We start from the raw sequence: 20,881 nt of genomic DNA on the forward strand, positions 1-20,881 counted from the left end.
AAATGAATATTAACCACCTTGGGTGGCCGAAATGATTAGTATTTGATCTTGAGATTGGATAGGGGTGGATTTCCAGAGATCCCTCGGCACTACCTGTTGGTTGAGGGCAATGGCAAAACCTGATGTTAAAGTTGGGTAATGTTGTTCCAGTAATTCTTGGATCGACGCTGGAGCAATTTCAAAATGAATTTTTTCTTGGTTGATGCTGATTTCCATTCCTATGTTTATCTTTTTTGATAAACTTTAGGAACGCCGCAAGGTTGCAGATACGCACCCATGTTGAGTTCTACTTTTCCCTACGCTAATATGAATTAGATCAGGTTCAAAGGGTAAAATCTCAGCCTGCAATCCTTGCAGACACCCCTAAAGTTTCGACTAAGCTAGGGATTATTTCATGGAAATAAAAATTATTTAAAATTAATTGTTGCCAGTGTGGGTTAAATATCATTCAGAAAATCCGCAAGATTGGCCTGCTGATCCAAGTTTAGTTTTTTCCGTAATCGATAGCGAGCGACCTCCACACCTTTAGGCGAAATATGCAATATCTGGGCAATTTCCTTGCTGGACATATTGAGTTTGATATAAGCACAGAGTTTAAGATCGGTTGCTGTTAGGGCAGGATATTTATTCTTTATTTTCTTCAAAAAATTAGCATGGATGGCATCGAAATGTAGGGAGAACTGCTCCCAATCATCCCGCTGTTTCGAATGGTCCACTAATTTTTTGACGATTTTTTCCACTTCGTTTTTCGTCTCCCTGTTATCGATATTGGCGATTACTTCTTCCATTTCCAGTTTCATTCGATCCATTAGACGGCTCCTTCTAAAAATATTCATGGTGATGGAAGCCAATTCTTTGTTTTTGTACATCAGATCATTTTGTAACTTTTCTTTTTCCAGCTCGGTAATCTTATGTTCTTTATCCCGACTTTCCAATTCATGAAGGTAGGTGAGGTCCCTTTGCTTTTTTTCAAAACGTTCTTTTTGCTTCCAAAGTTGGTTTAGGTAAAGTGTATAACCGAGATAAACTAATCCTAAACCAAGACAGCAATAAATGATTATCGCCCAAAGACTTTGGTACCAAGGTTTATTGATGTTGACGGTATAGGAAAGTGTTTCGGATTCTTGATCATATCGGTTTTTGGCCTTCACCTCAAAAACATATTTTCCAGGTTTTAAGTTCCCGAAGGTCCGAGTAGATTCCGATGTCCAGTTAGACCAATCACCCTGCCCTTGTATTCGATAAGCATACTGCATGGCATCTTTTTGGAAATCATGGTTACAGATATCCAAAATAATGGAATTGAAAGCCGGAGGCATCCATAATTCCTGATCCTGTTTTTTGGTTTCACTTAACTGGCTACTGAAATAACCGTTCATCAATATGCTGTCTTTTACCTGGTTACTCACTAAAATCTTATTGAAGGATATGACCGGCTTCTCCATTCTGGAGCGGTAAACCTCATAATTGATGTGAAATAACCCATTGTAGGACCCAACTAAGATATTCTTCCCGTCAACAGGATTGATATGGTAGAATCCACCTATCATATTCTTTTCGAGTTCAGGGAAAAAGGTTATTTTTTTAGTGCTTAAATCTAGAACTCCTAATCTTTCTTCACTAACGAACCATACTCGATTTTGTTGATCTTCTTTCAGATAGATGATAGCATTATTTCCGAAGAGCGCATTCCAATATTCATCTCTAATGAACCGGTTCTTATGGTGGTCGAAACGATAAATCCCTTGAGGGTTGGTGACCAAAATCTGATCTTTGATTTTGTAGACGTAATTGTTGATTTGGGCTGGCAAACCTTCTTCATGACCATATAGTTTCGCTTTTTCTTGTGGATTTTCCAAATGATATCGATATACCCCTCGATAAGGATGCGAGGTCCAAGCATATCGTTCATCTTTCTCCAATTGTAGAAAACGCATGGATTCATCCATTTTTCCTAGCAGCATCAGGTCTTTTAAGCCGTTAGAAGAACTAAAAAGACCATTATATGTCCCGATCAAAAGTTGTTTATCTTTTGTTTCCTTCACTAGCCAGGAACCTAATTGGTTCATCTGTACAAAGTTGTTGTTCTGATAATGGTAAGTACCTGTGTGGTGCAGCATGTAGAACTCACCTGAAGTAATGGCGAAATTCCATACCTGTCCTTTGCTATTCTGCATTTTTTTGAATGCGTGGGAGGAATAGGATAAATCCCTTGCATCAGGATCAATAGTCGTTTGATAGACCCCATCGGTGGTCCCAATGAATAATTTGTTGTCATATACCGAAGAGGTATAACTGGCCATCGGAACTTGAGGTAGAGGGTATATATTTCTGATGGCTGAATTGGCATCGATTATCGCGATGCCATTGTCCAAACCAAGCCAAAGCCTTGCATTTTTATCCACTAGGCTCGATAGCACAGTGTTGTTCCTTAAACCATCTGAGCTATTGATATTCTGTATGATTTTCCAATTTTTATCAACAATATAAAGACCATTAGAGACAGTTCCGATCGCATATTGCTCGTTTTCCAATTCACTGATACTATTTACTTGTTGGTTGACTATTTCCGAGGGTAAATGGAAAGGACTCGTTCCATTATCTTTGATAAGAAATGCTTGTTCTGTCAATAAACTTACCAAAATGCCCTCCTTACCTAGATCGGTCAGCCCTGTGATATAGGCAAAAATATCTTTTCGAATAAGGGTTAGTTTCCCTTGCTTCCATTCATAAAGTTTGTCCTTTTCTGCTATGTATAACCGTCCCTGATTTTTGGCAAGGAAAGACCATTCTGTTCCTCTTGCTGCAGGTAAAACTGTTATCTTCTTTCCATCATATTGAAAAATATATCTGGATGTTTGAAAGAATATGTGGTTTTCAAATTGTTCAATCCTCCAAGTGTCTCCAAAATCTTGATGTTCCTTCGGTATTAGTTTTGTTAAATCGACATACTGTAAACCTGAATTGTGGGGGATAAAATATCCGAACATACCTTGACCACCGGCGTAAATTCTTTTCTGATCTATGATTTTCAGCGAACGAAGAATAGTATGGTTCGGAATGGGGTAGGATTTCCATTCTTTCCCGTTGAAGGTGATCAGCCCATTGTTATTGGCAATATACATAGTACCAGCACTATCTTGCTGAATCTGCCAATTTTGGGTACCGGCATCCATATCAAAATGGCTGATGTTAACAATCTTGGCTACACCAATGTTCTTCTGTCCCATAACAGTCAAGCAGGGTAGGAGAGTTACTAATAAAAGAAAAACCCTAGAATAGAAATTGGTCATATTTTAATTGGTTAGATTCTCTTTTTTTCAATACAAATATATGTAGTATTTTAATTATCTGATTTACAATAGTATAAATTTATTTTGTAGTGGCATTATAGGGTGTGAAAAATTGGTGGGTAAAGCATTCTACATTAACTTTGGGATATTGATGTGCGACTGCTAAGTATGCCTTCAGAAATTTTAACCATTTATAAACAGCAATTAAACATGATGTTATTTTACCTAATCAACAAATGCAAGTGGCATATGTATGTTTGCAACCTGATGCTCCTATTGACCTTTGTGATGCCTTCTATGGCCAAAGCCCAAGTGCAGGAGCAATCTTATACTGGTGTTGTGAGAAATGCGCTTGCCGAAACCATATCTGGGGCTACTGTCCGGATCTTGGGTACCAACAAAGCGACCAGTACGGATGGTCAGGGTAGATTTGAAATATCTGCTCAACCACGTAATCAATTGATCATAACTTATGTAGGTTATGAAGACAGAACCATTACTTTAACAGCAAATGCGAGGAATTTAAACATCCAATTGGAAGCCAGCGATGCCAGTCTGATTGAGGATGTTGTTGTAGTAGGTTATGGAACGCAGCGAATTACCAAGGTTTCAGGTGCGATCTCGACAGTGAAAGGTGAAGATATTGAAAAATTGAGACCTACGCGCGTAGAGGAAGCATTGCAGGGAAGAGCATCTGGGGTTAATGTTATACAAGGAGGAACTCCAGGATCTAAACCAACCGTCCTTGTGCGTGGTATCCCATCCTTTTCAGGGACAGATCCGATGGTTATCGTTGATGGCGTACCGCAATCCTTGGACGATCTCAATGCCATATCTTCCACGGATATTGAGTCTATCAATGTTTTAAAGGACGCTGCTACAACTGCAATTTACGGAATCAAAGGCGGCAATGGGGTTATTGTTGTCACCACGAAATCTGGACGTAAGAATGCTCCTGTACAAATTGGTATCAATACAAATGTCGGCTACCAAGAGGCTGTGAAAAAAATAAATATGCTCAATGCCACAGAATATGCAGGGATCATTAACGAAGGAAGCATTGCTGCTGGTGGAAACGCTATTTTCCCGGATATCACTGTTTTTGGTGAAGGCGTTGACTGGCAGGAGATGGTTTTTGAAAAACCATTGGATCAATCCTATAACCTTACAGCAAATGGTGGAGGTGAAAAAACCACTTACTTTCTATCAGCCGGTTGGTTGGGGCAGGGAGGTATTGTTGGTGGTTATGATAAATCCAGGTTCAATCGTGCCACTGGTACGGCCAATATGAGTTATGATTTGAGCAATAAACTGAAATTTACATTAAATACGAGCTATGTATTGATCAATAGCAAAGGTATTCAGGAAAACTCGTTCAACTCTATTCTTGGTAGTGCGTTGAATTATGACCCTACTGTCCCTTTGTACAATACTGATCCGAATATCGTCGGTCAATATGGTTTCAGTACCTTATTGTTATCCGAAATTTTCAATCCTTTGACCAAATTGGATAACACTTATAATACCTACCGGGGTAATAAGATCTATGGGAAGGGTGAGCTCACCTATAGTCTCCTTCACAATCTTCGATTTACTTCCAGGTTTGGTTATTCCAGATATGATGATAATGGAAAAACCTTCAATCCTTTGGTATTCTATGGTGTAAATAATGTGGATAATTCCATGAATGCGGACGGTTCTACTGTTACGGGCAAACACAATAGTGTGAGCCATAATAAGAATGAATACTTTAATTATACCTGGGAAAACTTCGTGAATTATGATTTTAAGGTGAATGAATTGCATAATTTTGAGACTGTTTTAGGGATGTCGGCTTTTAAGGCTACTGGAAATGGTATGTCTGCAACCCGACAAGATGTTCCCTATAATTCTTGGGAGTTCGCAGATTTCAGTGCAGCAACTGGGGCAAATTCTTCCGAACGTACGGATGGACGTGATGGAAGTTATGGACAATATTTCCGAAAGAATCTTTCATATTTTGGGCGTGTCAATTACGATTTTAATGAACGTTATTTGGCTTCGGTGTCCATGCGCAGGGATGGATCCTATGCTTTCGGATCTAACAATAAATTTGCGAATTTCCTATCTGGTTCTCTTGGATGGGTTGTTTCAAATGAAGATTTCTTTCAATCGGAATTCATAAACCTATTCAAAATCAGAGCAAGTTACGGTACGATCGGAAATGAAAATGTAAGTCCTCAATTTGCTGGAATCAGTACTGGAGGACCAGTTTATGGACCAAATGCAAATTCCAATGGATATAATTTCTCGGGTGTTTTTTATTCGGGATCTAGCCTAACCTCCATTGATAATCCAAGCTTAGCTTGGGAAAAACAGGTACAGGCCAACGTGGGATTCAACCTTCAATTTGCAAATAACAAATTCAGCTTGGATGCTGATTATTTTCATAAAACTGTTGATGGTCTATTGTTTACCCCTTCTGCCTCGCTTTACCTGGGCACAGTTGCCATCCCTACGGCAAATATTGGTTCTACCCAAACAGATGGTTTGGATATCACCTTCGGGTATAACGACAATTACGGATCCAACTGGAAATTTGGTTCTGCATTGACCATTACCACAGCAAAGAATAAAGTAACAGCGACCAATGACGATGGCACTGCAAAAATCATTGGCGGGGGTTATTTCAATGGTCAGTCGCAGACAGTAACCGTTTTTGAAAAAGGGGAGACACCAGGTTATTTCTATGGATATAAAACTGCTGGATTGTTCCAAAATCAAGATGAAATTGATGCATGGGCTCAACAGGATGGCGCTAGACCCGGGGATATCAAATTTATGGATATCAATGAAGATGGCGTGATCAATGCTTCGGATATGACCAAAATAGGCGATCCATTCCCAAGCATGACCTTGGGTTTGAGCTTGAACCTTTCTTATAAAATGATTGATTTCTCCGCCTTCTTATATAGTTCTTTCGGTAATGATCTGTACCGCGCATATGAACGGAATGCCAATTATTCCAATAAACCGAACAGTATCCTGAACCGATGGACAGGTCCAAACAGTACGAATGACGCTCGTTATCCAAGATATTCCTTTACGGATGCGAACAATAACAATAGAGTTTCTGACCGATTCGTGGAAGATGGATCCTTCCTAAAGGTGAAGAACCTTCAATTGGGTTATACATTGGAAAATCCACAGCTTTCAAAATACGTGAAATCTATCCGCCTGTTCGCGCAGGTTAAAAATGCATTCACGTTTACCAACTATCTAGGATATGATCCGGAATTGCCTGGAGGAATCATGAATACAGGTGTTGACCGTGGGGCATATCCACAAGCGAGGACTTTTTCTTTTGGTGCTAATTTTAAATTTTAAGTCATGAACATTCAAAAACATACCTATAAATTCGCAAAACCTTTAGTTTTCATTGCCTTGCTGGGATTGGGTACAACTTCCTGCAAGAAATGGGTCGAATATAGTCCTAAAGATGATTTCAGAATTGCTGCGACAACCTACCTGCAGGATGAGAATGATTATCGGACAATGACAATCTCGGTTTATACTCCTTTGCAATGGTTGAACCAAGTTGTTCCGATCGGAGATATTGCTTCGGACAATGCGGTAGCTGGTGGAGAAAGTGCATCGGATGTGATTGCATTGCAACAGGTGGATGATTTTACGGTGAATCCTGAAAATGCTACATTGAGGGAACTCTGGCAGTCTGCTTATGAAGGGATTAATCGGGCAAATTTCATGACCCAATATCGGGATCAAAATCCATTGGGCCGAGCAGTCAATTTTAATGGAAAGGATGCCCTTTATGGCGAAGTCAGTTTTCTGAGGGCATATTATTATTTTACGTTGGTCCGTTTATTCGGAGGTGTACCTTTGTTTGCGGATCGACGATTAAGTCTAGATGAGTCTCGGCAAATCCAGCGTTCCAGCAAGGAGCAGGTTTACGAACAGATTGAAAAGGACTTGTTGGATGCTATTGGAAATCTATCTCCAGTTCAAGAGCAAAAGGGTAGAATTACAAAATACGCTGCACAGGCTTTGTTGGGAAAAGTTTACCTCTACCAGAAAAAATATGATCAAGCGGCCCCTGTTTTGGAAAGTATAATCACGTCGAATGCTTTCTCTTTGGTTTCAGATTTCGCTTCCATTTTTCTCCAAGCTGGAGAGAATGGTCCCGAATCCGTGTTTGAAATTCAGTATACCAATACCTTCCCTTATTATAATTGGGATGCACCGATGCGCGGACAGGGTAATTTTGCGGTTCAGCAATGTGGAATCCGCGGTTTAGCAGGAACTGATGCTATGCCTTATGCGGCCGGATGGAGTACCAACCTTCCTGCAGGTAATCTAGCTTCAGCTTATGAAGCAGGCGACCAACGGAAAAATGCAACCATCCTGGATATCGATGCCTATGCTGCCGCTAATCCATCCTATGGTATTTCCTATCAGGTTGCACCATATAAAAATACAGGATTGTATTCCCAAAAATATCAGCCTAGAAAAGGTCAGACATCAGGTCAGGTGGAATTGAATTACCTAAACAATTTTCGCATCATACGTTATAGCGAGGTGTTGTTGATGGCTGCTGAGGCTTGGAACAAAAGCAGTTCGCCAAATGATATCAAAGCTAAGGATTATCTTAACCTGGTTCGCAGGAGAGCTTTTGGAAATAATAACCATGATGTGAATGCAGCAGGAGCATCCTTATACGATGCAATTCTGTCGGAACGTCGATTGGAATTGGCCATGGAAGGCGACCGTTACTTCGATCTTGTGCGCACGGGCATGGCAGCTTCCAGGCTGGAATCCTTGGGATTCGTAGTCGGTAAGCATGAAGTCTATCCTATCCCTTTGGATGAAGTGCGGATTTCAAATCTTGAACAAAACCCTAATTATTAAACCATGAAAAAGAATTTTTTAATAGCCATGATTTGCTTCTTGGGGCTCTATAGCTGTAAGGAGGAGACCTTTACCTTTGGAAACATCGATACACCTTCAACGCCTCAACTACAGCTTGATATCAAAGGAAAGGATGCAACCCATCCCAATGGGGATGGATCTGGAGAAGTGTCCCTAACTGTAAATGCCGATCATGCATTTACCTATCGGGTGGATTTTGCAGATGGTTCCAATCCCATCACTTCTACCACCAATAGCTTCCAGCACGCCTATAAACACGTAGGTGTAGAAACATTTAAAGTAAAGGTAATCGCTTATGGAAGAGCGGGCGTTTCTTCTGAAACGACACAGGAAATAACCGTTCAACGTGATTTTATTCCTAATCCAGAATTGGTAGCCATGCTAACTGGCGGGTCCAGCAAAACTTGGGCTTTAGATTCCTTAGCCTATGGTCATCTTGGAGTAGGACCTAGTGATGGAATGGAACCCATATGGTGGGCTGCACCACCATTGGATAAAAAAGGTTTGGGCATATATGATGATGAGTACACCTTTACAGCCTCTGGTAGTTTTACGCACAAAACCAATGGTTCCATTTTTGGGAATAAGGATTTTCTGCGTGATTTCGATAATACCTTAACTGGAGGTGGTGATTTTACGTTATTAGGACCAAAAGCAGCAGATTATTCGGAAGCATTTGGATATGATGGTTCCGAAACAACAGAATTTATCGTATTCTCAAAATTGGGTTTTGTTGGTAATTATATGGGATCCCATCGATACCAAATCCTAAAACGAACGGATACGGAAATGCAATTGCGGACCATTGGTCGAGATGGTCTTGCCTGGTATGTTAAACTTAAAGCAAAATAACGATGTATAGATTTTGGATATTGATCATTGCCTTGTCAGGGGTAATCAGTTGTAGCAATAAGGGGAGTGATCCAGCAGGAGATGCGCCTTCAAATTTAACCTTGCAAATTACGGAAAAGGAAGCCGGAAGTGGAACGTATATTTTTGAAGCAAAGGCGGATAATGCATTATCCTATGAAATCAATTTTGGCAACAACCAAAAGGAAGTAAGTAAAACCGGAAAAGTAGAATATACCTATCCTATCGCAGGGAAGTATACAGTTACTGCTACTGCACGTTCTGCCAACGGAATTACCATTTCTAAAACGGAGGAATTGGAGTTTTCAAGACCAGAAAAGCTGGTTTGGGCAGATGAATTCAATGTTCCTGGGGGCTTGGACAGCAAGAAATGGACCCATGAAATTGGGAATGGTGAGAATGGATGGGGAAATGCCGAAAAGCAATATTATACCGACCGTTCAGCAAATTCCTATATTTCAGATGGAACCTTAAAGATCAAATTGATTAAGGAGAACTATGAAGGTTATGGATATACCTCGGCTCGAATAGTAACGCGCGGAAAATTTGATTTTACTTACGGAAGGGTGGAGATCCGTGCAAAAGTGCCTGTTGGAAAAGGAACTTGGCCGGCCGGTTGGTTGCTTGGTAGCAATTACCAAACAAAAATCTGGCCTGCATGTGGGGAGATTGATATACTGGAACATGTGGGTAAGCAATTGAACACGATACATGGAACCTTACATTATCCAGAACATCATGGGGAAAATGCCACGACCAAGACTACAGAGTTGGCTACAGCAACAACAAACTTCCATGTGTATTCTGTGGATTGGAATAAGGATGAAATTATTTTCAAGGTGGATGGAAAAGCTTACCATACTTTCAAAAGTTCGCCTCAGTACCCATTTCACCATGATTTTTTCATCATATTGAATATGGCCATGGGGGGGTATTTTGGTGGTGATGTTGATCCTTCCATCAATGAAGCCATTTATGAAATTGACTATGTACGTGTTTATCAATAGTATTTGACAATCCTGTCCATATATGTTTAGTTAGCTAATTCTATTCCCCGTAGGATATAGCTGTTGAAGGAGCCTGCCAAAACATCCTTCAATACGAAGGAAGCGATATTATCGCTTCCTTTTTTCTTTGTGCTTATATTTTTACTTTATTTAATCTCTGATTTTACTAGGTGTTTATATACCTAAGCATTCGAAAAATAAACATTTCTTTTCCTTTAATAAACAAGGCATGGAATACCTATATTTGCCATGCAATTCCCATAGCAATGAAATTAAAACACGCCAATTTAGCTGTTACAGCTGCTTTATTATCCATGGTCTGCGTGCAGGGTGGGGCATCCATTGCCAAACAACTTTTTCCCGCTCTTGGTCCAATTGGAACAAGTACCTTAAGAATTGGTTTATCAGCTATATTATTGTTGTTGATCAATAGACCACCCATATTTTCCTTCAATAAAAAGCAGTGGTTGTACTGTGCGATTTACGGTTTGGGGATTGCCGCAATGAACCTGATCTTTTACATGGCCATTCAGCGCATACCTTTAGGTTTAGGTGTAACCATAGAATTTATCGGTCCTCTTTTCCTGGCCTTTGCCTTTTCCCGTAAATGGTTGGATGTGATTTGGGCCTTACTAGCCTGTTTAGGGATCCTTTTGATCGTGCCCTGGCAGAATAATTCCATCGATATCATAGGATTGGTATTGGCCTTTGTAGCTGGTACTTTCTGGGCGGTGTATATTGTGGTAGGAGGAAAGGTTTCCAAAATCATGGATGGCCGACATGCTGTAAGTACGGGCATGCTGATTGCTACTTTTTTTATAGTTCCTTTCGCCATTTGGGATGGCGCCATTATGGATGTTACCCCAAGTTTATTCCTTAAAGGACTTGGAGTAGCGATCTTTTCTAGTGCCCTGCCATTTTCTTTAGATATGTTTGCCTTGGGTCGATTGCCTGCAAAGACCTTTAGTATCCTGACCAGCTTGCAGCCTGCCTTCGGGGCATTGTCGGGTTTGATCTTTTTAGGGGAATTCTTGACCGGTATGCAATGGGCATCTGTGGCCTGTGTGGTTTTGGCAAGTATTGGAACGACGATTTTCAACAAGGAGGAAAGTGTGAAGGCTGAAGTTAATTAAGCTTAAGTTTAATATCGATTAAATCTATGTTAATTCTCCTTGACATGTAATGTGTATTACCTTATATTTGATTTAATTAAATAACCAAATTCAAAACCACAAGGTGGACATTATTTTTAGATAAACTAGGTTTAACAATTACTTAATACGTTATACCTAATTTTGGGTAGAGAAGGAGCCTAAACTTTGGACTATATTTCAGACATTAGTTTAAATTCACGATTAAAAAACAGTGATCATGATGCTTTTGTATTCATCTACAATAGCCTGGCAAAAGAATTGTATTATTTTGTCAAAAAATATATAAAAGATGAAGCAATTTGCGATGATATTATTCATGATTCTTTTTTGAATCTTTGGAATGCACGCGAACGTATACAAACCACTCATCCCATTCGGCATTACATCTTCCGAATAACCAGAAATTTAGTTTATAAAGAAATCAAAAAGCAGATCAGTGCCTCCATCATGTTAAAAGTTGATGCCACAGAACATGAACAGATCGAAGGGGGAGAATGTGTTGAGCGAACGATTTTGGATAAGGAATATGCCAATATCTACAATCTCGCGATAAATACTTTACCACCTCAGCGGAAACGTATATTTAGAATGTCTCGAGAGGAAGGTTTGACTTATAAAGAAATTGCAGGTAATCTGGAGATTTCCACCCAAACGGTAAAGGAACATATGTCCTTAGCGATGAAAAGCATTAAAGATTACATCGCTAAAGAACATGATATCCTTTTGAAAACCATTTTAATTCTGGTTTTTTTCAATAGGATCTAACGAAATTTCTTCCGGTAGATCCTAATTCAATTAAAAGTTTATTTTAAAATTCGCGATTACTGGGTAATGGTCCGATTCTTTATTCGCCCACGTGAACACCGAATACATTTGAGGTGTAAAGGCATTCAGAGGTTGATAGATCAAATAGTCAATGGTTCTGTTTGGCGTTGGGGTAGGAAAAGTAAACTGGCTACAGTTTCCATTTAAACAGCCAACGGTAAAATAGGTCTTCAGGATGTTCATCGTATTAGATGTTGGTAGCGCATTAAAATCGGAACCTACAATCATCGGTTTCCCAAAGGTTTTACATAGTGCATTGAAATCATTGGCCTGCTTGATCCTGTTTCGTTCATCACTTAAGTGGTCAAAATGCGTACTGATGAAATAGAATTCTTTGCCGTCTTTTTCTACCAATATGCGTGCAACAGATCTTCTTTCTCCTCCCAAAGCAGGATCGACTTCCAAGTTAAATCCTTTCTTTTCTTTTACGGGAAGTTTTGAAAGTACGGCATCGCCATATTCACCACCTGCTATATCAATAGCCTTCACAAAATGATAATCCATACCTGTCATTTCGCCCAGTGCTTTGGCAATATCGCCATTGTGTTTGTTGCGGTCAGAGTTTTTATCGACTTCCTGAAGCGCAACAAGATCTGGATCTGCTTTTTTGATGACCTCCGCGATGACCTTTAGATCTGGAATTCCTCCAGATCTAGCGCCAAAGATATTATAGGTCATTGTTTTTACAATGATATCCTTTTTTGGAGGGTCGATAACAGGTTCATTACCTCCACCACCTTTTCCGCATGCCAAAACCATGCTGCCCATTATGATTAACCCAATTAATTTCTTCATGTTATCTATAGATTAAATCACACATTAGAATGCTACCAATTCGGCAATCGAAGTGGTATCGCCATTACCTGCACTGCTTAATACCGTTACTTTGTAATAACGACAGCTTACACTTTTCTCAAAATACATGGTTGCAGATGTATCTTCTGAGGAGGCTACAATGCTGAATAGACCAGCATCAGTCCAGGTATTTCCATCATTGGATGTTTGTATAAGTACATTTTTTGGAAAAAGATAGGCATTATTAGCACCTGTTCTTCCGTATAATGTAATTCCATGGAGCGAATGGGTGGCATTCATATCAATGGTCAAGTAATGCGGATGTGGCGGCCTCCAACCGTTAACTCGACGATAGGTGGATAACCAAATCATTTCCTTGGTACCATCAATGGCATATTTAGCTCTTCCACCGGCACCATCGTAATCATCATCCGAATAATCGTGAATCTCCCAACCTTCAATCGAGATTGGTGTAAAAGGATTTGATTCATAGACTCCATTTACCAGATAAAAGGTAGTCCTAAGGTTTTCATTAACTGGTAGGCTGGGTTGAACATCACTGATAGAAACGGGAATAATATAGGTTTTTGTACCGCCCAATTTTATAGGGTTTATCTCCAGGTTACTATTATTAGATCCGGCATTTCCCGGTTGAATGATTACAGACGGACTGGAAATTTTATAACTTTCGACAGGTGGCAATTCATAATTTGTATTGTTCTGTTGGTTATACTGATCTACCTTTTCTTGGTCAATCTCAAAATTTACGGTTACAGGGTTGCTTAATATACTGAATCCGCCATAGCCAGCTCCAAAAGCAATATTGGTCCATTCATCTTTAATGGCCAAACTTTTAGGTACAGCACCGTTACTAGCGGATTGCATGAAAACTTTGGTATACTGATCTTGGTTTTCGACATCCAAAGCCTGTTCTTTACAACTTTGTAAGAAGAACAGCGGGGAGGATAATAACAGTAATGCGGATAATCGCATACTTTTTTTTATGTTTTTATTAACTAGACTTTTCATTGATCCTTTCATTTTTGGGTTAGATTTACCAACCTGGGTTCTGAACTAAATTTGGATTACGTTAAATTTCCGCTTGTGGAATAGGGAAATAATAAAAGCTTTTGCGGAATACCCGGCTTTCAAACCTTGTCCTTTTAAAGAAGGCAAGATCGGTATTGGAGGTTCCTCCTTCTGCATTCATACCATACATTGGTCCAGCATCAGTCTGTTCTGCAACCTTCCATCTTCTGGTATCAAAATAACGCAGATGTTCCATGGTCAATTCGATACGTCTTTCCAATCGGATCTGGTTTCTCATCTCCGCTTGCGATAAACCTGCAGATAATGCAGGGATTCCACCGCGTTCCCTGATTTGGTTCAGATATTTTAGGATATCAGGATTGTTTGGACTAGACTCATTTAGCGCTTCTACATAGTTCAACAGTATTTCTGCATAGCGCATCATCACATGAGGTCTCGCGACGTTATTCTGCGCTGGATGATAGGTTGGCGATACGTTCTTACGGAAAAGGTATCCAGTCTCTGAATAATCGTGTGATCCCCCTTTTCCCGATTCTCCAGTATAATACAGTTGGATTTCTCGAACGCCCAAGCTGGAGGTTGTATTGATCCAATCACTACCAGAATAGGTTATAGTTGCATAAAAGCGTGGTTCACGGTTCTTGTACATATTGAACGTGTTCTTTGCACGTGTGGAACCAGGTGCCTGAAAGCTACTAAATCCTGTTTCGGAATAACCACTTGCGGAATTGATGTTGGGAACTCCTGCGGCATTGTATCCGGTTATTGGAGACTCCCCATTTACCATGCGGTAAGCATCCACCAATTGCTGGGTTGGACCCATGGAAGCATATCCACTCGCTAATCTTGGGGTACAGGATCTTTGATAGCTTGATAAACCATTGTTATTCCTACCTATAATCCATTCAATGTTCCAAGAATCCAGAAAAAGGTCACGATAGGATAAAAACGGATCCAGTTCACCATTTGATTTATTTTTTCGGTAAAGGCCTAATTTTCCAGATGATTCAGCATAATTAATAACCTCTTTTGCAGCTTCAGCCGCTTTTGCCCACTTATTTATATCATAACTAGAACTGAACAATAATTTTCCATCCTTATTAGCAAGAGTTAAATAATCCTGATTCCCGTTATTCAATGGACTTGCCGCATAAAGTAATACACGGCTTTTCACGGCTCTACAAAGAATTTTACTCGCTCTTCCCATGTCATTCTCCAAGACATTATCTCCATTGGCGTAATGTTCCACATCTAGGTCAGCTTCTGCTAAGTTTAGCTCAGTGACAATATAATCTACACATTCATCATAGGAGCTACGTGGCATCTGCATATTAGGATCCGTTAAAGGGAGATCCGGTGCAATTTCCTCATCACCAATGATAATGAAAGGCCCATATTGTTTTAGGATTTCTGCGTAGAAGAATGCTCTTAAAAACCGAGCTTCTGCTTTTCTCTTTTTGATTAGAGCTGCACCTTCTCTTTCTTGGAGAATTTCCTCGTTTCCATCAATGTTATTAATGAAGGTTGTAGCAGTACGAATGCCTTTATAATAATGGTCCCAGAAGTTCCAATAATTGGAGGAGGCATTCCAGTTACCAAGATTCACTTGAAAAGGAGTTCCTCGTTGCGATACGTCGTTGTCATCCGAAATAACATCCCAAGGAGTAGTGTTGGTTCGGTGTGCTTCATCGCGTATAAAATTGTACGTTCCTGCCAACCAATCCTCGGAAAGTTTTCTTCTATTAAATACTTCCTCCAGCGATAACCTGTCATCAGGTACCTGGTTCAGGAATTCTTTTTGACAGGAGCTTCCAAGCATCAAAAGAGCTGCAGCAAGGACAGGTGTTATGGTATTTTTTAAATTAAATTTCATGATTGGAAGGATTAAAAGTTAACATTTAGACCTAAACTATACGTTTTGACATTTGGATAGCGGGTTCCACGGCCATCCCCTAATTCCATATCCCAGAATTTGAAAGGTGTCCAAGTAACCAGGTTGTATCCTGCGAAAAATATATTCGCATTGTTCAGACCGATGGGATTTGTCCAATTTTTAGGTAACATATAAGATAACTGAACGTCTTTTAATCGGATATAGCGGCCATTTTTCACCCACCAGGTGGATGTTTGGTAGTTTCCGTTCGGGCTACCATCTGATAAACGAGGGTAGAAAGCATCCTGACGAGGGTTGTCAATAGTCCAACGATCTTCAATATTGCTCAGCAGGTTACCACGGCTCATGGATACTGAGAATGGCATTAAACCTTCACCGTTCATATGTACATCCACATTACCTACACCTTGGAATAGGGTAGATAGGGATAGGTTTTTATAATTTACACTAAATCCAAATCCATATACAAATTCAGGAATTGTTCCATATCCGATTGGCACTTTATCAAAATCATCAATCTTTCCATCACCATTAACATCTTGAAATTTGATGTCTCCTGGTCTTACAAGTCCCGAATGTAATGGACCATTGGCAATTTCTTCTTCCGTTTCGAATAGACCCAGAGCTACAAGACCCATACGTTGACCTAATTTTTGACCCTTTTGATCTAGCCAAGGATATAATGGATCAGGTTGGTCATTTTCCACGATTTTGTTTCTGTTCAAGGTGAAATTTCCTAAGATTTGGAATCCGAAATCATTGAACTTTTTGGTATACGTGATGGATCCATCAAAACCTTTATTATCAATGATTCCTAAGTTACCGAATGGTGCCGTCTGTAAACCTACATAGGTTGGTACATTGCCACGACGAAGGAAAATACCTTCTCTGCGCTCTTTGAATAGATCAAATTGTAGGCTAAATTCATTGTTTTTGGTCTGTAAATCTATACCTAAGTTGCTCTTGATAGATGTTTCCCAAGTCACATTAACACCATATTCACCAATATTATATCCAGTAGCATAATTGTTTCCTCTATCTTTTCCGAAGTTATACCCACCAGTATTGGCAATCGTGGAGATATAGGCAAAACGGGTCTCACCTGATTCACTTAGGATTCTGCTGCTTCCTACTTTACCATGGGAGAACCTTAATTTAGCAACGGGTAATGTTTCTTTTAAACTCGTAAAGAAGTTTTCCTCGCTCAAAACCCAAGCCAATCCAACGGATGGGAAGAATCCAAAGCGATTTACAGGTGCAAAGTTTTCAGAACCATTGTATCCAAAGTTGGCTTCCAAGAAGTATTTATCAGCATAGGAATAGGTTCCTCTTCCCGACAAACCTAAAAATCGGAAGGGTAGGGAAGAAATCAATGTTCCTGCCTGCGAATTCAACTCGTCGGACTTGTTGAACAACAACATTCCAGTTGTGGTATGTTTTCCAAAAGAGCGGTTATAATTTAATGCACCTTCTAAATAGATGGTCCTAGTCCCTTGTGAAGATCTTGCAAAGCTTAAGAAACGATCGCCTTCAAAGGTTTGCTCGTATTGCATTTCACCATTTTCATCCCTACCAGTAGCCAAATAAGAACTTGGACGTTTTGTTCTTCGCATACTGGTATAGTTGTAAACATCGAAGGAGAACATCGCCGTAGCGGAAAGTCCTTTGGTGATAAATGGTAATTGTTGGGTTGCCCGAAGGTTAGAAAACAATTGATTTCTCCACTGATTGGCATATCCTGTTTGGGTTAAGTGGGCATATGGATTGACCAAGGAGCCAGCTCTTTGGTCAGGTACCGTCCCGTTTTCATACATGGCCGGGTGTAGGACAGGAGTTACCATCCACGCATTGGCAAAGATATCGCCATTTCCCGTTGCCGGATAATTGGCATTGGCCAAGTAACCTTGGATTCCCAATTCAATCTTTGTATTGATGGATGGTCTTACTGTCAGGTTGGAGGTTAGGTTGTACCTCTTATAACCTACTTGTTGGTTATAATTCACACTAGGGTCTTCAGTATATAAACCATTTTCGTCGTAATAGCTGGTACCAACATAATAGGTTGCCAAGTCAGATCCCCCGCTGATGTTCAGGTTTCCTCTACGTTGCTGACCAAAATCCCGGAAAAGGACATCCATCCAATCCACATTAGGATAGAGGTATGGATCTTCTCCACTCGCCGTTTTTTCAATTCTTTCTTCACTATAGATTGGAGCAGCTCCTCGGTTCGTCAATGCCTCATTTGACATCCGCATATAAGTTATACCATCTGCGAATTCTGGTAATTTGGTGAATTGGGTAACCCCTTCATAATACCGGAAGCTGAATTTTGGTTTTCCTGCTTGTCCAGCTTTGGTTTTGATGATGACAACCCCGTTGGCACCACGAACACCATATACGGAAGTTGCAGCTGCATCTTTTAGCACTGTAAAGCTTTCTATATCTTCTGGATCTACGTTGGACATACTTCTAGGTGTACCGTCCACCAAAATCAATGGAGCACTTAATCCTTGGCTGAAAGTCGAAATTCCTCGGATCCAAATCCCCGCATCATCAAAACCAGGCTCTCCTGTACGTTGTACTGCAATAACCCCAGAAACCTTTCCAGCTATAGCATTGGTGAGGTTTGCTGCTGGGACCTGTAGTTTTTTCGCTTCTACAGTTGACTGCGAACCCACAACAGACAATTTCTTTTGAGTACCAAATCCGACAACCACCACCTCATCGATTCCTGCTTCCGTGATTTCCATGGTAACCTCGATGGATTTATTCGTTCCAATATTTGTTTCAATAGTCTTGTAACCTACAATCTGAAAAACAAGTTCACTATTGTTTGGAACATTCAGGATAAACTTACCGTTCAAGTCAGTAGTGGTCCCATTGGATTGTTTTCCTTTTTGGTATACAGTTACCCCTGCTAAGGGATTACCATCTGTATCTTTTACGGTACCCGTAATTTCACTTTGAGGAGATGTAGGGCCGGTTTTTCGTGGCGCTGGTTTGCTCACGATGCGAACAAAATCATGTTTGGTTTCAATGGTGAGGTTATGTTTTGCCAGTATGGCATTAAGCACCTCTCGAGCGGTGTTTTTCCCCGAATAGTTCACCTTGGATTTCAAGTAACTCGCATCGTTATTATAGGCTAAAGGAATATTGTATTTGGTTTGCAATTCTTCCAATGCCGTTTGCAGACTGATATTCTTAAAATCTACTTTTATTGTTTTTAGCAACTCCTTCTGTCCGTAAGATTCTGTACTGGCGAATACGATACAGCAGGTAAGGAGAAAACTCCAGAGCATAAATGATTTACGCATAATCTGTCGTAGGTTAGGGTTATATAAAATGAGTCGAATTTTTTGCATCTTTGCATAAATTAATAAAGGTTAAAACTTTGTTGATTGTCTCTGCTAATCAGTTAGTTTCTCAGGCAAGTTGATTACAGAAAAATAATTGCAGGGGTGCCTGGCACTCCTGTTTTTTTAAAAGTGTTAGCTATTATTTCTTTTTAATTTCCCATAGTTGATCAGATTTTTTAATGAGGTTAGCATTATTCATTTCCGCAAGTGTTTGTAATACTTGTTCAATACTTTTTCTTTTGAAGGTGATGGTGGTTTTTGTATTGGCAATCTCCGGTGAAACGGTGATAGAATCGCCATAATAACGATAGGCCTTTTTAAGGATGGTGCTCAATTTTTCTCCGAAATGCACCAATTCCTTATTGTACCAATTGTTATTAGTAAAAGATTTGACTTCCCAATTGTTATTTGTTAGCACAGCTCTTTCGCCTTTGTTCAGCTCAACTTTATGGCCTGTTGATTGAGTTATTTGTGTTTCAAGACTGGTAAAATCTTGGTTTAACAGGGTTGAATAAGTCTTTTCGTCCATTTGAAAAACTTTTACTTTTCCCGAATTGACTTCTACAGATTTTTCAATATCAGAATCGATATTGAAGGAGGTACCAACTACTCGGGTTACAAAATCTTTGGATAAAATGAGGAAAGGTCTTTGCGGATCTTTTGCCACATCGAAGAATGCTTCTCCTTGTAACTTAACGATTCGAAGTTGACCGGTAGTAGATTTTGCATAGGTAATGCTGGAATTTCCATTAAGCTTTATTTCAGTACTGTCGGAAAGCCTGAAGTGTTTTTGTTCGCCATGTAAGGTACTGATGGTTTCCCAAACGATTTCTTGTTGCTTTGTTGATTTTTTAGGATATAGGAATATGCCTGCAATTACAAGGGATGCAACCAAAGCCCAACCCAAGTAATGGAAAGGAAACCGTTTTGTTGATTTGTGGGGATTTTGGTTTAATATGGATTGTAATATGCGGTTTTTTGTTTTTTCTTGGTTAGGGTAGATTGGGTATTCTTGGATTTGTACTTTCAATAGGTCATAATCCATTTGCATGGATTGGAGGAGATCTTTGAGAGCAGATGATGATTCAAATAGCTGTTTTAATCTGGATAGCTCTTGGTTGTTGAGTTTTCCAGACTTAAACTTTTCAAGTAAGGTCAATATTTCTTTGGTGGTCATACCTATATATATCCTGAATTTGGATTATGGTAGGGTTGAGGGACGATAAATGTTTGTAAGTTATTGATTTTCAGGTTTATTATTTTTACGTTATTCCGAGCCACCCCGTCATTGCGAGGAACGAAGCAATCTTTCGACTTTGTCATCCTGAGCTGCGTCGAAGGATCTATACGAATACCAATGAACAGATGCTTCGACTACGCTCAGCATGACATGCGGGAAGATTGCTTCGTCGTTCCTCCTCGCAATGATTGTTATGATTAAACCAACTATTTTTTTACTTTTTTCCTTCAATAGTTTTCCTATCCAAAAAGTTATTTCCAAAAAATTTTTAGAGCTTGATGGCTCAAAATTTTTCAGAATAACTTTTTAGCCCACTTGGCCGATATTTCTTTTTCCCGGGTCTGGTCTTTTCTAGATCTGCGCCTTATTCCTGTCCATATATTTTGACCTATCCCTGATGACTGCGGCAATCCTGAGCGCCAGTTTGTTCTTTATTGCATTCAGTATGCTCATACTGTGCTTGCCCTCTTC

The 20,881-nt window shown here is 39.8% G+C and carries 13 protein-coding genes and 1 riboswitch; of the genes, 6 read left to right on the forward strand and 7 right to left on the reverse strand.

What is annotated here, in order from left to right:
- Positions 1 to 9 precede the first annotated feature (9 nt).
- Positions 10 to 216: a sulfur carrier protein ThiS gene (thiS, locus tag CRJ00_RS07305; protein ID WP_099366213.1), complete on the reverse strand. Its 207-nt coding sequence runs from the start codon at positions 214 to 216 to the stop codon at positions 10 to 12.
- Positions 217 to 276: 60 nt separating this feature from the next.
- A riboswitch (TPP riboswitch) is annotated at positions 277 to 375 on the reverse strand.
- A 62-nt stretch (positions 376 to 437) separates the two neighbouring features.
- The gene (locus CRJ00_RS07310) at positions 438 to 3,230 is read right to left on the reverse strand and encodes a triple tyrosine motif-containing protein (protein WP_180268444.1); all 2,793 of its coding nucleotides are present in this window, start codon (positions 3,228 to 3,230) and stop codon (positions 438 to 440) included.
- 273 nt (positions 3,231 to 3,503) lie between these two features.
- On the opposite strand from CRJ00_RS07310, the gene CRJ00_RS07315 reads away from it, so the two are divergent.
- The 6 genes from CRJ00_RS07315 (at position 3,504) to CRJ00_RS07340 (ending at position 12,015) form a co-directional block, all read left to right on the forward strand.
- Positions 3,504 to 6,659 (forward strand): SusC/RagA family TonB-linked outer membrane protein, encoded by a 3,156-nt coding sequence (locus tag CRJ00_RS07315; RefSeq protein ID WP_257213719.1) that lies wholly within the window; start codon positions 3,504 to 3,506, stop codon positions 6,657 to 6,659.
- A gap of 3 nt (positions 6,660 to 6,662) precedes the next feature.
- Positions 6,663 to 8,198 carry a RagB/SusD family nutrient uptake outer membrane protein gene (locus tag CRJ00_RS07320; RefSeq protein ID WP_099366215.1) on the forward strand — a complete coding sequence of 512 codons (1,536 nt, stop codon included), beginning with the start codon at positions 6,663 to 6,665 and terminating at the stop codon, positions 8,196 to 8,198.
- A gap of 3 nt (positions 8,199 to 8,201) precedes the next feature.
- On the forward strand, positions 8,202 to 9,071 hold the full coding sequence (locus tag CRJ00_RS07325) for a hypothetical protein (RefSeq protein ID WP_099366216.1): 870 nt from the start codon (positions 8,202 to 8,204) through the stop codon (positions 9,069 to 9,071).
- Positions 9,072 to 9,073: 2 nt separating this feature from the next.
- A complete protein-coding gene (locus CRJ00_RS07330) occupies positions 9,074 to 10,096 on the forward strand; it encodes a family 16 glycosylhydrolase (RefSeq protein WP_099366217.1) in 1,023 nt (340 codons plus the stop codon).
- 266 nt (positions 10,097 to 10,362) lie between these two features.
- The gene (locus tag CRJ00_RS07335; protein ID WP_099366218.1) at positions 10,363 to 11,229 is read left to right on the forward strand and encodes an EamA family transporter; all 867 of its coding nucleotides are present in this window, start codon (positions 10,363 to 10,365) and stop codon (positions 11,227 to 11,229) included.
- 186 nt (positions 11,230 to 11,415) lie between these two features.
- Complete coding sequence (locus CRJ00_RS07340) at positions 11,416 to 12,015, forward strand: RNA polymerase sigma factor (protein WP_099366219.1); 600 nt, start codon at positions 11,416 to 11,418, stop codon at positions 12,013 to 12,015.
- A 30-nt stretch (positions 12,016 to 12,045) separates the two neighbouring features.
- On the opposite strand, the gene CRJ00_RS07345 is transcribed toward CRJ00_RS07340, so the two are convergent.
- The 5 genes from CRJ00_RS07345 to CRJ00_RS07365 all read right to left on the reverse strand — a co-directional run bounded on the left by CRJ00_RS07345 (position 12,046) and on the right by CRJ00_RS07365 (position 20,347).
- Positions 12,046 to 12,870 (reverse strand): endonuclease/exonuclease/phosphatase family protein, encoded by an 825-nt coding sequence (locus tag CRJ00_RS07345; RefSeq protein WP_099366220.1) that lies wholly within the window; start codon positions 12,868 to 12,870, stop codon positions 12,046 to 12,048.
- A gap of 24 nt (positions 12,871 to 12,894) precedes the next feature.
- Complete coding sequence (locus CRJ00_RS07350) at positions 12,895 to 13,863, reverse strand: BT_3987 domain-containing protein (protein ID WP_180268445.1); 969 nt, start codon at positions 13,861 to 13,863, stop codon at positions 12,895 to 12,897.
- A gap of 97 nt (positions 13,864 to 13,960) precedes the next feature.
- The gene (locus CRJ00_RS07355; protein ID WP_218962193.1) at positions 13,961 to 15,793 is read right to left on the reverse strand and encodes a RagB/SusD family nutrient uptake outer membrane protein; all 1,833 of its coding nucleotides are present in this window, start codon (positions 15,791 to 15,793) and stop codon (positions 13,961 to 13,963) included.
- A gap of 11 nt (positions 15,794 to 15,804) precedes the next feature.
- The gene (locus CRJ00_RS07360; protein ID WP_218962194.1) at positions 15,805 to 19,128 is read right to left on the reverse strand and encodes a SusC/RagA family TonB-linked outer membrane protein; all 3,324 of its coding nucleotides are present in this window, start codon (positions 19,126 to 19,128) and stop codon (positions 15,805 to 15,807) included.
- 181 nt (positions 19,129 to 19,309) lie between these two features.
- Positions 19,310 to 20,347, reverse strand: coding sequence for a FecR family protein (locus tag CRJ00_RS07365; RefSeq protein WP_099366222.1), 1,038 nt, complete (start codon positions 20,345 to 20,347; stop codon positions 19,310 to 19,312).
- Positions 20,348 to 20,881: the final 534 nt, after the last annotated feature.

It is taken from the genome of Sphingobacterium sp. 1.A.4, from assembly GCF_002734245.1.
GTDB lineage: Bacteria > Bacteroidota > Bacteroidia > Sphingobacteriales > Sphingobacteriaceae > Sphingobacterium > Sphingobacterium tenebrionis.